General features: G+C 36.1%; 11 protein-coding genes and 2 tRNA genes. All 13 read left to right on the plus strand.

Going from position 1 to position 14,627, the window contains the following annotated elements:
• The first annotated feature begins 79 nt into the window (after positions 1–79).
• The 13 genes from BLP44_RS20200 to BLP44_RS20260 all read left to right on the plus strand — a co-directional run bounded on the left by BLP44_RS20200 (position 80) and on the right by BLP44_RS20260 (position 14,548).
• Positions 80–151 (plus strand) — tRNA-Thr (locus tag BLP44_RS20200).
• A gap of 55 nt (positions 152–206) precedes the next feature.
• Positions 207–1,394, plus strand: coding sequence for an elongation factor Tu (tuf, locus tag BLP44_RS20205; RefSeq protein ID WP_008466928.1), 1,188 nt, complete (start codon positions 207–209; stop codon positions 1,392–1,394).
• A gap of 55 nt (positions 1,395–1,449) precedes the next feature.
• Positions 1,450–1,520 (plus strand) — tRNA-Trp (locus BLP44_RS20210).
• Between the two features lie 18 nt (positions 1,521–1,538).
• The gene (gene secE, locus BLP44_RS20215) at positions 1,539–1,736 is read left to right on the plus strand and encodes a preprotein translocase subunit SecE (protein ID WP_008466927.1); all 198 of its coding nucleotides are present in this window, start codon (positions 1,539–1,541) and stop codon (positions 1,734–1,736) included.
• Between the two features lie 10 nt (positions 1,737–1,746).
• Complete coding sequence (nusG, locus tag BLP44_RS20220; protein ID WP_008466925.1) at positions 1,747–2,298, plus strand: transcription termination/antitermination protein NusG; 552 nt, start codon at positions 1,747–1,749, stop codon at positions 2,296–2,298.
• Between the two features lie 67 nt (positions 2,299–2,365).
• Positions 2,366–2,803, plus strand: a complete 438-nt coding sequence (gene rplK / locus BLP44_RS20225) for a 50S ribosomal protein L11 (RefSeq protein ID WP_008466923.1) — start codon at positions 2,366–2,368, stop codon at positions 2,801–2,803.
• Between the two features lie 13 nt (positions 2,804–2,816).
• Positions 2,817–3,506 carry a 50S ribosomal protein L1 gene (rplA, locus tag BLP44_RS20230; protein WP_008466920.1) on the plus strand — a complete coding sequence of 230 codons (690 nt, stop codon included), beginning with the start codon at positions 2,817–2,819 and terminating at the stop codon, positions 3,504–3,506.
• Between the two features lie 22 nt (positions 3,507–3,528).
• The gene (gene rplJ, locus BLP44_RS20235) at positions 3,529–4,029 is read left to right on the plus strand and encodes a 50S ribosomal protein L10 (protein WP_008466919.1); all 501 of its coding nucleotides are present in this window, start codon (positions 3,529–3,531) and stop codon (positions 4,027–4,029) included.
• A 90-nt stretch (positions 4,030–4,119) separates the two neighbouring features.
• Positions 4,120–4,491 (plus strand): 50S ribosomal protein L7/L12, encoded by a 372-nt coding sequence (gene rplL / locus BLP44_RS20240; RefSeq protein ID WP_008466917.1) that lies wholly within the window; start codon positions 4,120–4,122, stop codon positions 4,489–4,491.
• A 268-nt stretch (positions 4,492–4,759) separates the two neighbouring features.
• On the plus strand, positions 4,760–8,572 hold the full coding sequence (gene rpoB / locus BLP44_RS20245) for a DNA-directed RNA polymerase subunit beta (protein ID WP_008466915.1): 3,813 nt from the start codon (positions 4,760–4,762) through the stop codon (positions 8,570–8,572).
• 287 nt (positions 8,573–8,859) lie between these two features.
• On the plus strand, positions 8,860–13,167 hold the full coding sequence (gene rpoC, locus BLP44_RS20250; RefSeq protein WP_091135605.1) for a DNA-directed RNA polymerase subunit beta': 4,308 nt from the start codon (positions 8,860–8,862) through the stop codon (positions 13,165–13,167).
• 10 nt (positions 13,168–13,177) lie between these two features.
• Entirely contained in the window at positions 13,178–13,489 is a 312-nt protein-coding gene (locus BLP44_RS20255) for a DUF3467 domain-containing protein (RefSeq protein ID WP_008466913.1), read from the plus strand.
• 321 nt (positions 13,490–13,810) lie between these two features.
• Positions 13,811–14,548 (plus strand): hypothetical protein, encoded by a 738-nt coding sequence (locus tag BLP44_RS20260; RefSeq protein WP_091135608.1) that lies wholly within the window; start codon positions 13,811–13,813, stop codon positions 14,546–14,548.
• Positions 14,549–14,627 lie beyond the last annotated feature (79 nt).

Genomic DNA, 14,627 nt, shown 5'->3' on the forward strand with positions numbered 1-14,627 from the left:
AAAAAGAGGTTAAGGTTTTGGGTTTTAGATTTTTAAAAATCTAAGATCTAAATTCAGGAATCTAAAATCAGAACTCTCTGCCGGTGTAGCTCAGGGGTAGAGTGCTTCCTTGGTAAGGAAGAGGTCTCGGGTTCAAATCCCGACATTGGCTCAAGTAAGTAGGAAATTGAAAATTAATATATAACTAAGATTAAAAATTAAGTAAAATGGCAAAGGAGAATTTTAATCGTTCCAAACCGCACTTAAACATAGGTACAATTGGACACGTAGATCACGGAAAAACTACATTAACTGCTGCAATTACAAAAGTATTGTCAGATGCTGGTTACTGTCAAGCAAAGTCGTTTGATCAAATCGATAACGCTCCAGAGGAGAAAGAAAGAGGTATTACTATCAATACATCTCACGTAGAGTATGAAACAGCTAACCGTCACTACGCTCACGTTGACTGTCCAGGTCACGCGGATTACGTAAAGAACATGGTTACTGGAGCTGCTCAAATGGACGGAGCTATCTTAGTAGTTGCTGCTACAGATGGTCCAATGCCACAAACTCGTGAGCACATCCTTTTAGGACGTCAGGTTGGTATTCCAAGAATCGTTGTTTTCATGAACAAAGTGGATATGGTTGATGATGCTGAGTTGTTAGAGCTTGTTGAAATGGAAATTAGAGATTTATTATCTTTCTACGAATATGATGGAGATAATGGTCCTGTAGTTCAAGGTTCTGCTTTAGGAGGATTAAACAATGATCCAAACTGGGTACCTAAAATTATCGAATTAATGGAGGCTGTTGACAACTGGATCGAAGAGCCAGTACGTGACGTAGCTAAACCATTCTTGATGCCAGTTGAGGACGTATTTACAATTACAGGTCGTGGAACTGTTGCTACAGGTCGTATCGAAACTGGAGTTGCTAATACTGGAGATCCTGTTGAAATCATTGGTATGGGAGCTGAAAAATTAACTTCTACTATTACAGGAGTTGAGATGTTCCGTAAAATCCTTGATAGAGGTGAAGCTGGAGATAACGTAGGTTTATTGTTAAGAGGTATTGATAAATCAGACATCAAAAGAGGTATGGTTATCATTAAGCCAGGTTCAGTAAAGCCACACTCTAAATTCAAAGCTGAGGTTTATATCTTGAAAAAAGAAGAAGGTGGACGTCACACTCCATTCCACAATAACTACCGTCCACAGTTCTACGTACGTACAACTGACGTAACAGGAGTTATTACTTTACCAGCAGGTGTAGAGATGGTAATGCCAGGTGATAACTTAACTATTGAGGTTGCTTTATTAAGCCCAATCGCTATGAACGTAGGTTTACGTTTCGCTATCCGTGAAGGTGGTAGAACAGTTGGTGCTGGTCAAGTTACTGAAATCGTAGAGTAATTCTATTAAAATAAATAAGAAGCCAGTGATTATTTTTTAATCACTGGCTTTAATTACGGGCGTAGTTCAAGGGTAGAATAGCGGTCTCCAAAACCGTTGATGGGGGTTCGAATCCCTCCGCCCGTGCAATAAAAAATATATCAAATGACAAAAGTTACTAATTATTTATCAGAGGCTTTCGAAGAGTTAAAGTCAAATGTTACTTGGCCAGCTTGGGCTGAAGTACAAAAATTGACAATTGTTGTGGCTGTATTTTCGATTTTATTCGCTTTGGCAACTTGGGGAGTAGACGAATTTTTTGCAAAAGCTTTGGCTGGATTTTTTAACTGGTTAAAAGGATAATTTTTTTGTGATGGCAGATAATAATGTGAAAAAATGGTACGTAGTTAGAGCGGTTAGTGGTCAAGAAAATAAAGTGAAAGCTTATATCGAGACTGAGATTGCGAGATTAGGTATGGAGGATTATGTTTCTCAGGTTTTAGTTCCTACTGAAAAAGTAGTTACTGTAAAAGATGGGAAAAAATCATCTAAGGATAAAGTGTATTTTCCTGGATATGTTATGATCGAAGCTAACTTGGTTGGTGAGATTCCTCATATTATTAAGTCAATTACTAGTGTTATTGGATTTTTAGGAGAGACTAAAGGTGGAGAACCAGTTCCTTTGAGACTTTCTGAAGTAAACCGTATGTTAGGTAAAGTGGATGAATTGGCTGTTAATACAGACACTCGTTCTATTCCATTTAGTGTTGGTGAAACGGTTAAGGTTATTGATGGACCTTTCAATGGATTTAATGGATCTGTTGAAAAAATCAATGAAGAGAAGCGTAAGCTTGAAGTAATGGTTAAGATTTTCGGAAGAAAAACTCCATTAGAATTAAGCTTTATGCAAGTAGAAAAAGTATAATTTTTTGTTACACTATAATAAACCATTGTAATCGCTTCCATAGATTACAGTGTTAAATTTTTTAAAAATGGCTAAAGAAATTAGTAAGGTAGTTAAACTACAAGTTAAGGGAGGTGCTGCGAACCCGTCGCCACCGGTTGGACCTGCTTTAGGAGCTGCTGGGGTTAACATCATGGAGTTTTGTAAGCAATTTAATGCTAGAACTCAAGATAAACCTGGCAAAATTTGTCCAGTGCAAATCACTGTGTACAAAGACAAATCATTTGATTTTGTTGTTAAGACTCCTCCAGCAGCAGTTCAGTTAATGGAAGCTGCGAAGCTAAAATCTGGTTCTGGTGAGCCTAATCGTAAAAAAGTAGCTAGCGTTACTTGGGAACAAATTAGAACTATTGCTGAAGACAAAATGCCAGACTTAAACGCTTTCACAATCGAGAAAGCTATGAGTATGGTTGCTGGAACAGCTAGATCTATGGGTATAACTGTATCAGGAGATGCTCCTTTTTAATTAAGAAAAAGAAATGGCAAAATTAACAAAAAAGCAAAAAGAGGCTGCTTCAAAAATTGAAAAGAACAAATTATACTCTTTAAAAGATGCTGCTGCATTAATTAAAGTTGTTGCTTCTGCAAAATTTGATGAGTCTGTTGATATCGCAGTTCGTTTGGGTGTTGATCCAAGAAAAGCGAATCAAATGGTTAGAGGTGTAGTTACTTTACCTCACGGAACAGGAAAAGACGTTAAAGTATTAGCATTGGTTACTCCAGATAAAGAAGCTGAAGCAAGAGAAGCTGGAGCAGATCACGTTGGTCTTGACGATTACTTACAAAAAATTAAAGACGGTTGGACAGATGTTGATGTGATCATTACTATGCCTGCTGTTATGGGTAAATTAGGTCCATTAGGTCGTATTTTAGGACCTAGAGGTTTAATGCCAAACCCTAAAACAGGTACTGTAACTATGGATGTTGCTAAAGCTGTTCAAGAAGTTAAAGCTGGTAAAATTGACTTTAAAGTTGATAAAACTGGTATCGTTCACGCTGGTATTGGTAAAGTTTCTTTCGGAGCTGAGCAAATCGTTGAGAACGCACACGAAATTATTCAAACATTAATAAAACTTAAACCAACTGCTGCTAAAGGTACATACATTAAAGGTATTCACCTTACAAGCACAATGAGTCCTGCTATCGCATTAGACCCAAAAGCAGTATAATTGGTAGTTAAAAATTTTTAGTATGACTAGAGAAGAAAAATCAATCGCGATTGAAAATTTAACTGCGCAGTTAGCTGGTACAAATATCATTTACATTTCTGATATTTCTGGTTTAAACGCAGAGACAACTTCAAGCTTACGTAGAGCTTGTTTCAAAGCAGGTATCAAATTAGAGGTTGTAAAAAACACTTTGCTTGCAAAAGCAATGGAAGCTTCTTCTAATGATTATGGTGATTTACCTACAGTTTTATCAGGTAATAGTGCTATCTTCATTTCTGATGTTGCTAATGCACCTGGAAAAATTATCAAAGATTTCCGTAAGAAATCTGATAAACCAGTTTTAAAAGGAGCTTACATCAATTCTGAAGTATATATTGGGGATAACCAATTAGATACATTAGCTACAATTAAATCTAAAGAAGAGCTTATCGGGGAAATCATTGGATTATTACAATCTCCAGCTCAAAGAATTATTTCTGCTTTACAAAACAAATTCGCTGGAAGCGAAGAAGGAGCAGAGTAATAATGTAGGGAGGCTTGCTTCCTTGCTGCTTAATTAGCGCACAATAATTAAATTATATTTTTACACAAATCATTTTAAACGATAGAAAAAATGGCAGATTTGAAACAATTCGCAGAACAATTAGTTAACTTAACAGTTAAAGAAGTTAACGAATTAGCAACAATATTAAAAGATGAGTACGGAATCGAGCCTGCTGCTGCTGCTGTAGTAGTTGCTGCTGGTGGAGGAGACGGTGCTGCTGAAGAAGCACAAACTGAATTTACAGTTGTATTGAAAGATGCAGGAGCTTCTAAATTAGCTGTTGTAAAATTAGTTAAAGAATTAACTGGTTTAGGTCTTAAAGAAGCTAAAGATGTAGTAGACGGTGCACCAAGCAACGTTAAAGAAGGTGTTTCTAAAGAAGAGGCTGAAGGTCTTAAAAAATCTTTAGAAGAGGCTGGAGCTACTGTTGAGCTTAAATAATTAAACTCAGTTTAAGAACTAGGTTTAGGTCTTGAGTTAACACTCAAAGGCCTAAACCATTTTTCGTATAATAAAATATTATCAAATTTTATTATCCCATAGTTTAAAATACGAAAAAGTTTTTGATCAATACGAAGAAAGAAAATTGAGCCCATTTTTGCGGCCCTATTTTTAAAGATGTATTGATTATAATAAGAAAGTATAGATTAAACAATGTGTATTTACACAAAAATAAATTACTTTTTTTTAATCAAAATTTTGTCCATTGATGATAACAAATCAGACTGAAAGATTGAATTTTGCCTCTACAAAAAATATCCCTGACTATCCGGACTTCTTGGATGTTCAGGTTAAATCTTTTAAAGATTTCTTTCAATTAGAAACGAAATCTGACGAAAGAGGCAACGAAGGGTTATACAATACCTTCATGGAAAACTTCCCAATTACAGATACAAGAAATAACTTTGTATTGGAATTCCTAGATTATTTTGTTGATCCGCCACGTTATACAATTCAAGAATGTATAGAGAGAGGTCTTACTTATAGTGTGCCTTTAAAAGCTAGGTTAAAACTATACTGTACAGATCCAGAACACGAAGATTTTGAAACAATTGTACAAGACGTTTATCTTGGAACAATTCCTTACATGACTCCTAGTGGTACTTTTGTTATTAATGGTGCCGAGCGTGTTGTAGTATCTCAATTACACCGTTCTCCAGGGGTTTTCTTTGGACAGTCATTCCACGCAAATGGAACTAAACTTTATTCTGCGAGAGTAATTCCTTTTAAAGGATCTTGGATAGAATTCTCTACTGATATTAACAGCGTAATGTACGCGTATATCGATAGAAAGAAAAAATTACCTGTAACAACTTTATTCCGTGCTATCGGTTTCGAAAGAGATAAGGATATCTTAGAGATTTTTGACTTAGCAGAAGAAATTAAAGTATCTAAAACAGGAATTAAGAAATATATTGGAAGAAGACTTGCTGCGCGTGTTTTGAACACATGGCACGAGGATTTCGTAGATGAGGATACTGGAGAGGTAGTTTCTATCGAGCGTAACGAAATCATCCTTGATCGTGATACTATTATAGACAAAGATAATGTTGAAGAGATCATCGATTCTAATGTAAAATCTATTTTGTTACACAAAGAGGATAACAATCAAGCAGATTATGCTATCATCCACAACACGTTACAAAAAGATCCAACTAACTCTGAAAAAGAAGCTGTAGAGCACATCTACCGTCAGTTGCGTAACGCTGAACCGCCTGATGAGGAGACTGCTCGTGGTATTATAGATAAATTGTTCTTCTCTGACCAACGTTATAACTTAGGTGAAGTTGGTCGTTATAGAATGAACAAAAAATTAGATTTAGATATCCCTATGGATAAGCAAGTGCTTACTAAAGAGGATATCATTACAATCGTTAAATATTTGATCGAGTTGATCAACTCTAAAGCAGAGATTGATGATATTGATCACTTATCAAACCGTCGTGTTAGAACAGTTGGTGAACAATTGTCTCAACAATTCGGTGTTGGTTTAGCACGTATGGCTAGAACTATTCGTGAGAGAATGAACGTTAGAGATAACGAGGTGTTTACACCAATTGATTTGATTAATGCTAAAACATTATCATCAGTTATCAACTCTTTCTTTGGTACTAACCAGTTATCTCAATTTATGGATCAAACCAATCCATTAGCTGAGATTACACACAAAAGAAGACTTTCTGCACTTGGGCCAGGTGGACTTTCGAGAGAGAGAGCTGGTTTCGAGGTTCGTGACGTTCACTATACTCACTATGGTCGTTTATGTCCGATTGAAACTCCTGAGGGACCAAACATTGGTTTGATTTCATCTCTTGGTGTTTATGCAAAAGTTAACGGAATGGGATTCATTGAAACTCCATACCGTAAAGTAACAGATGGTGTTGTTGATTTAGAAAGCGCACCAATTTATTTAAGTGCTGAAGAAGAAGAAGGAAAAATGATTGCTCAGGCAAACATTGAAATGGATGCTTCTGGTAAAATTACAGCTAGTAATGTTATTGCTCGTGAAGAGGGTGACTTCCCAGTTGTTGAACCAAGTTCAGTACATTATACAGACGTTGCTCCTAACCAGATCGCTTCGATTTCTGCATCTTTGATTCCATTCTTGGAGCATGATGATGCGAACCGTGCGTTGATGGGATCAAACATGATGCGTCAGGCAGTTCCTTTGATCCGTCCTGAAGCACCGATTGTTGGTACAGGTTTAGAGCGTCAGGTAGCTTCAGATTCAAGAGTATTGATCAATGCTGAAGGGCATGGTACTGTTGAATACGTTGATGCTAACATCATTACTATTAAATACGATCGTACAGAAGACGAGAGAATGGTAAGTTTTGATGCTGATGAGAAAACGTACAACTTAATTAAATTCAGAAAAACCAACCAAGGTACAAGTATCAACTTGAAGCCAATCGTAAGAAGAGGTGACAGAGTTGTTCCTGGACAAGTACTATCAGAAGGATATGCTACTCAAAATGGAGAATTAGCTTTAGGTAGAAACTTAAAAGTTGCGTTCATGCCATGGAAAGGGTACAACTTCGAGGATGCGATTGTAATTTCTGAGAAAGTAGTTCGTGATGATATTTTTACATCTATTCACGTTGATGATTATTCATTAGAGGTTAGAGATACTAAGTTAGGAAATGAAGAGTTAACAAACGATATTCCTAACGTTTCTGAAGAAGCTACTAAAGATTTAGATGAAAACGGTATGATCAGAATTGGAGCAGAGGTTAAGCCTGGCGACATTTTGATCGGAAAAATTACACCAAAAGGAGAATCAGATCCAACTCCAGAGGAGAAATTGCTTCGTGCAATCTTCGGGGATAAAGCTGGTGATGTGAAAGATGCTTCATTAAAAGCTTCTCCATCTTTACATGGTGTAGTTCTTGACAAAAAATTATTTGCAAGAGCCGTAAAAGATAAACGTAAACGTACTCAAGATAAAGATGCTTTAGGCGCTTTAGAAATGGAATTCGAAACTAAATTTGTTGAATTAAAAGACAGATTAGTAGAGAAATTATTCTTGATCGTTAACGGAAAAACATCTCAAGGTGTAATGAATGATTTGGGTGAAGAAGTTTTACCAAAAGGTAAAAAATATACTCAAAAAATGCTTTACGCAGTAGAGGATTTTGCTCACTTAAGCAAAGGTCAGTGGGTTGCTGATGACGCTACAAATAAAATGGTTAATGATTTGATTCATAACTATAAAATTAAGCTGAACGACTTACAAGGAGCTTTAAGAAGAGAGAAATTTACTATTACAGTTGGAGATGAATTACCATCTGGAATTTTGAAATTAGCTAAGATTTACATTGCTAAAAAACGTAAGTTAAAAGTGGGTGATAAAATGGCGGGTCGTCACGGTAACAAAGGTATTGTTGCTAGAATCGTTCGTCATGAAGATATGCCTTTCTTAGAAGATGGAACACCAGTAGATATCGTATTGAATCCACTTGGGGTACCTTCACGTATGAACATTGGTCAGATTTATGAAACAGTATTAGGATGGGCTGGCATGAACTTGGGTAGAAAATTTGCTACTCCAATCTTCGACGGAGCTTCTCTTGACGAAATCAATGCTTTGACTGATGAAGCTGGAGTACCGCGTTTCGGACATACTTACCTATATGATGGTGGTACTGGAGAGCGTTTTGCACAAAAAGCGACTGTGGGTGTAATTTACATGCTTAAATTAGGACACATGGTTGATGATAAGATGCACGCACGTTCTATTGGACCATACTCATTGATTACGCAACAGCCACTTGGAGGTAAAGCTCAATTTGGAGGTCAGCGTTTTGGAGAGATGGAGGTTTGGGCACTTGAGGCTTATGGAGCTTCTAGTACACTACGTGAGATCTTAACTGTTAAGTCTGATGACGTTATTGGTAGAGCTAAAACTTACGAGGCTATCGTTAAGGGTGAAACTATGCCAGAACCAGGTTTACCAGAATCATTCAATGTATTAATGCACGAATTGAAAGGTCTAGGATTAGATCTTCGTTTGGAAGAATAATAAAAGTTTTGAGTCACAGTTTCAGTATTCAGTTATCGCTGAAAACTGAGACTGCTGACTATTACTAATAATATTAAAGTTTTTAAGATTTATACCCGTAACCCGTTCCGATTTTTTATAATAATGCAGGGCATTTTATAACTAGCACTTCAAATAAGAGTTTGAGGTTTAGAGAAGTAAACCGAGGTAAGCGCGATGATTTAACTCTTTTGGAAGCAATTTTTGAAAGATGGAGATTATGAAATCTAAAATCAATTTTTAACAGCAGTAAATCAATAGTAAAAACTATGATGAATAATAGAAACAATAAAGATAAGAATCCAGTAAAAAGATTTAATAAAATCTCTATTGGATTGGCTTCACCAGAATCTATCTTGAAAGAATCAAGAGGAGAGGTTTTAAAGCCAGAAACAATCAACTATAGAACTCACAAACCAGAGCGTGACGGACTTTTCTGCGAAAGAATCTTCGGACCAGTAAAAGATTTCGAATGTGCTTGTGGTAAGTATAAAAGAATTCGTTACAAAGGTATCATCTGTGACCGTTGTGGTGTTGAAGTTACTGAGAAGAAAGTACGTCGTGATAGAGTAGGACACATCAACCTTGTGGTGCCAATTGCTCACATCTGGTACTTCCGTTCTCTTCCAAACAAAATTGGTTATATCCTTGGTCTTCCATCTAAGAAATTAGATATGATCATTTACTACGAAAGATACGTAGTAATTCAGCCAGGTATTGCTAAAAATGCAGATGGAGAATCATTACAAAGATTAGATTTCTTAACTGAAGAAGAATACTTAAACATTTTAGATACTCTTCCGCAAGAAAACCAATATTTAGACGATTTAGATCCTAATAAATTTGTTGCCAAAATGGGGGCAGAGTGTATTATGGATTTATTAGCTCGTATTGACCTAGATGCTTTATCTTATGAATTAAGACACAGCGCTAACAACGAGACTTCTAAACAAAGAAAAACTGAGGCTTTAAAAAGATTACAAGTTGTTGAATCTTTCCGTGAGTCTAACGAAAACCGCGAAAACCGTCCAGAATGGATGATTATGAAAGTGGTTCCAGTTATCCCGCCAGAATTACGTCCGCTTGTGCCACTTGATGGAGGTCGTTTTGCAACTTCAGATTTGAACGACTTATACCGTCGTGTAATCATCCGTAACAACCGTTTGAAAAGATTAATGGAGATTAAAGCTCCAGAAGTTATCTTAAGAAACGAGAAACGTATGTTGCAAGAATCTGTAGATTCATTATTCGATAACACTCGTAAAGCTTCTGCTGTTAAAACAGAATCTAACAGACCATTAAAATCATTATCTGACTCATTAAAAGGTAAACAAGGACGTTTCCGTCAAAACCTTTTAGGAAAACGTGTGGATTATTCTGCTCGTTCGGTAATCGTCGTTGGTCCAGAGTTAAAATTATATGAGTGCGGATTGCCAAAAGATATGGCTTCTGAGTTGTACAAACCATTCGTTATCCGTAAATTGATCGAAAGAGGTATTGTAAAAACAGTAAAATCTGCTAAGAAAATCATTGACAAAAAAGAGCCTGTAGTTTGGGATATCCTTGAAAATGTAATTAAAGGACACCCAGTATTACTTAACCGTGCTCCTACTTTGCACAGACTTGGTATTCAGGCATTCCAGCCAAAATTAATTGAAGGAAAAGCGATCCAGTTACACCCATTAGTATGTACGGCTTTCAACGCCGATTTCGATGGTGACCAGATGGCGGTTCACTTACCATTAGGACCAGAGGCTATTTTAGAGGCGCAATTGTTAATGTTGGCTTCTCACAATATCTTGAACCCTGCAAATGGTGCTCCAATTACTGTACCTTCTCAGGACATGGTCTTGGGTCTATACTATATGACCAAAGAACGTATTTCTACAGAAGATCACAAAATTATCGGTCAGGATTTAACTTTCTATTCTGCTGAAGAAGTAAACATTGCATTAAACGAAGGAAGATTAGAATTGAATGCTCGTGTAAAAATTAGAGCAAAAGATTTTAATGAGAACGGAGAGTTAGTGTACAAAATCATCCAGACAACTGCGGGGCGTGTATTATTTAACGAAGTAGTACCAGAAGCAGCTGGATATATCAATGACGTATTGACTAAGAAAAACCTTAGAGATATTATCGGACACATTTTAAGTGTGACTGATGTACCTACAACGGCAGCTTTCTTGGATAATATGAAAGATATGGGGTATAAATTCGCATTTAGAGGAGGTTTATCATTCTCTTTAGGTGATATTAGAATTCCAGAACAAAAAACGAAGTTAATTGCAGATGCTAGAGAGCAAGTTGAAGGTATCTCAACTAACTATAACATGGGTCTTATTACAAATAACGAGCGTTACAACCAAGTTATTGACGTATGGACTTCAGCAAATGCTCAGTTAACAGAGTTAGCAATGAAAAATATTAGAGAAGACCAGCAAGGTTTCAACTCTGTATATATGATGCTTGACTCTGGGGCGAGGGGTTCTAAGGAGCAGATTCGTCAGTTAACTGGTATGCGTGGTTTGATGGCTAAGCCTAAAAAATCTACTGCTGGTGGTGGTGAGATTATTGAAAACCCGATTCTTTCTAACTTTAAGGAAGGTCTTTCGATTCTTGAGTACTTCATTTCTACTCACGGTGCTCGTAAAGGTCTTGCGGATACGGCTCTTAAAACAGCCGATGCTGGTTACTTGACAAGAAGGCTTCATGACGTTTCTCAAGATGTTATTGTTAACATCGAGGATTGTGGAACTTTAAGAGGTGTTGAAGTTGCTGCCTTGAAGAAAAATGAGGAAATCGTTGAATCTTTAGGTGAGAGAATCTTAGGACGTGTTGCATTACAAGACGTTATTAATCCTCTTACTAACGAGATCATGGTTAGATCTGGAGAGCAAATCACGGAATCAATTGTTAAGACTATCGAAACGTCTCCAATTGAGAAAGTTGAAGTTAGATCTCCATTAACTTGTGAAGCTTTAAAAGGTATTTGTGCGAAATGTTACGGTAGAAACTTAGCTACTGGTAAGATGACACAAAGAGGTGAAGCTGTCGGAGTTATTGCAGCTCAGTCTATTGGAGAGCCAGGTACACAGTTGACACTTCGTACGTTCCACGTTGGAGGGGTTGCTGGAGGTATCTCTGAAGAATCTAGTATTGTTACAAGATTCAACGGTAGACTTGAAATCGAAGATTTAAAAACAGTTAAAGGTGAAGATAGTGAAGGTAACGAAGTTGATATCGTTGTATCACGTTCTACTGAGTTGAAATTAATTGACGAAGGAACAGGAATTGTTTTAAATACACATAACATTCCTTACGGATCTAGTATTTTTGTAAATGATGGAGATGTAGTTACTAAAGGAACTGTAATCTGTAAATGGGATCCATATAACGGTGTAATTGTTTCTGAGTTTACAGGTAAGATTGCTTACGAAGACTTAGAGCAAGGACAATCATACATGGTTGAAATCGATGAGCAGACTGGTTTCCAAGAAAAAGTAATTTCTGAGGCTAGAAACAAAAAATTAATCCCAACTTTATTAGTTTATGGTAAAGAAGGTGAATTGATTCGTTCATACAACTTACCAGTAGGTGCACACTTAATGGTTGAGAATGGTGAGAAAATTAAAGCCGGTAAAGTATTAGTAAAAATCCCACGTCGTTCTTCTAAAGCAGGCGATATCACGGGAGGTTTACCAAGAATTACTGAGCTTCTTGAGGCTCGTAACCCTTCAAACCCAGCAGTTGTATCTGAAATTGATGGTGTTGTATCATTCGGTAAAATTAAGAGAGGTAACCGTGAGATCGTTATCGAGTCTAAATTTGGTGAGGTTAAAAAGTATCTAGTGAAACTTTCAAGCCAAATCTTAGTACAAGAAAATGACTTCGTAAGAGCGGGAGTTCCATTGTCTGATGGTGCAATTACACCAGATGATATCTTAAGAATTCAAGGACCAGCTGCTGTTCAACAGTACTTGGTAAATGAAATTCAAGAGGTTTACCGTTTACAAGGGGTAAAAATCAATGACAAACACTTCGAGGTTGTAATTCGTCAAATGATGCGTAAAGTTAAAGTTGAAGATCCAGGAGATACTCTATTCTTAGAAGATCAATTGATCCACACTAAAGACTTTATCCTTCAAAATGATAAATTATACGGTATGAAAGTGGTTGAAGATGCTGGAGATTCTTCAGTATTAAAACCAGGTCAGATCATTACACCTCGTGAGTTACGTGATGAAAATTCATTATTGAAACGTACAGATAAAAATCTTGTTGTAGCAAGAGATGTAATTACTGCAACTGCAACGCCAGTTCTACAAGGTATTACAAGAGCTTCGTTACAAACTAAATCATTCATTTCTGCGGCTTCATTCCAGGAGACAACGAAAGTACTTAACGAAGCTGCAGTAGCTGGTAAAGTAGATGATCTAGAAGGATTAAAAGAAAACGTAATCGTTGGACACAGAATCCCTGCCGGAACAGGTATGAGAGAATACGATAACACAATCGTAGGATCTAAAGATGATTACAATGAAATGATGGCTAATAAAGAAGAATACATTTATTAATTAGGAAACTATGAGTAATCCGAAACAACAACAAGAGCAAATTAATATTGAGCTAGACGAAACTGTCGCAGAAGGAATTTATTCTAATCTTGCGATTATTAATCACTCATCATCTGAGTTTGTTTTAGATTTTGTGAGCATTATGCCAGGTATTCCTAAGGCCAAGGTAAAGTCAAGAATTGTCTTGACACCGCAACATGCTAAAAGATTATTGAGAGCTATAGGTGAAAACATCCACAGATTTGAGGCCGCTCATGGCGAAATCAAAGAAACGGAACAAGCGCCAATTCCGCTTAATTTTGGTCCAGCTGGACAAGCATAAATTTTAAAAGCCCCTTTTTTAAGGGGCTTTTTTTATGGTTAATGGATAAAAAGTGCAGTTCATCGGATTTAATTTATTTTAGTCGACTAAGTTTCTTCTCTAATCAATATTGTTTTAACTTTCTATAACCTAAAAAGATTGAATTTTGAAATATAATGACTTAGTAAAGGTTAATTTAATTCAAATTATAAAAAAGCGCTAATTTAATATTAGCGCTTTTTTTATTCTGATTTTTTTTCTATTCTTCCCAACCTTTCGATGCAAAACGCACTCTATATAAGTAAATAGTATGTGAAAGATTTTAACTTAAAAAGATACATGATGAAAAAGAAATTCACCTTAGAAATAGCAAATCCTTGTTCTGAAAATTTTGATAAAATGATTCCAAATTCAGAGGGCTCATTTTGTAATTCATGTATGAAGAATGTAATTGATTTGAGCAAGAAAACGAATTCAGAAGTTGCTAAATTCATTACTGAAAATAAAGATAAATCTATTTGTGCAAGGCTGAAAACAACACAGTTGGAAGAACAGTTTGAATACAATGAAACTTCTAAAATCAATACTTTGAAATATGCGGCAGTTGCTGCATCTGTATTATTGGCATCAAATGTTTCAGCGCAAGAAAAAGAACCTGTTAAAACAGAAATAAACTGTCTGAAGCCCAACAATACTTATAAAGTAGGCAAAGTAGATTATAATCACGTTTCAAGTGCTGAAATTTCTATAATTATAAAAGGAAAATTGTTGGAATCAAAATCAAACAAACCTTTTAATAGAGAAATTTATCCTAATTTGATGCTTGCCGTTGACGGTGCACAAAATCCGGTGAAAGTAAATCCTAAAACAGGTGAATTTTCTATAGCGGCCAAGGTTTTGAAGAATAGTAAAACACTAATGGTAACAATTACGGCAAATGATTATTATTTGTCAAAAGAAATAGCCTTTGATGTACAGTCTGCTAAAAATAACGTTTTGATAAAAAATATAATTATTGGTTCTGATGAGCTTAACAAAATTTATATCGCGGGCGGATTAGGAATTAACTACACAAAATAATCATCAAAATTACATATTGGGGAATGTAAATGAAAAAGGCTGTCTAAATAAATTGACAGCCTTTCTTATATTTTTAATT

The sequence above is a fragment of the Flavobacterium anhuiense genome (genome assembly GCF_900101855.1).
Taxonomy (GTDB): domain Bacteria; phylum Bacteroidota; class Bacteroidia; order Flavobacteriales; family Flavobacteriaceae; genus Flavobacterium; species Flavobacterium anhuiense.

Excerpts from the sequence above, each read along its gene's own strand:
- rplJ (WP_008466919.1), top strand. The coding sequence starts at position 3,529 with ATGACTAGAGAAGAAAAATCAATCGCGATTGAAAATTTAACTGCGCAG.
- BLP44_RS20255 (WP_008466913.1), top strand. The coding sequence starts at position 13,178 with ATGAGTAATCCGAAACAACAACAAGAGCAAATTAATATTGAGCTAGAC.
- secE (WP_008466927.1), top strand. The coding sequence starts at position 1,539 with ATGACAAAAGTTACTAATTATTTATCAGAGGCTTTCGAAGAGTTAAAG.
- BLP44_RS20260 (WP_091135608.1), top strand. The coding sequence starts at position 13,811 with ATGAAAAAGAAATTCACCTTAGAAATAGCAAATCCTTGTTCTGAAAAT.
- rplA (WP_008466920.1), top strand. The coding sequence starts at position 2,817 with ATGGCAAAATTAACAAAAAAGCAAAAAGAGGCTGCTTCAAAAATTGAA.
- rplK (WP_008466923.1), top strand. The coding sequence starts at position 2,366 with ATGGCTAAAGAAATTAGTAAGGTAGTTAAACTACAAGTTAAGGGAGGT.
- nusG (WP_008466925.1), top strand. The coding sequence starts at position 1,747 with ATGGCAGATAATAATGTGAAAAAATGGTACGTAGTTAGAGCGGTTAGT.
- rplL (WP_008466917.1), top strand. The coding sequence starts at position 4,120 with ATGGCAGATTTGAAACAATTCGCAGAACAATTAGTTAACTTAACAGTT.
- rpoB (WP_008466915.1), top strand. The coding sequence starts at position 4,760 with ATGATAACAAATCAGACTGAAAGATTGAATTTTGCCTCTACAAAAAAT.
- rpoC (WP_091135605.1), top strand. The coding sequence starts at position 8,860 with ATGATGAATAATAGAAACAATAAAGATAAGAATCCAGTAAAAAGATTT.
- tuf (WP_008466928.1), top strand. The coding sequence starts at position 207 with ATGGCAAAGGAGAATTTTAATCGTTCCAAACCGCACTTAAACATAGGT.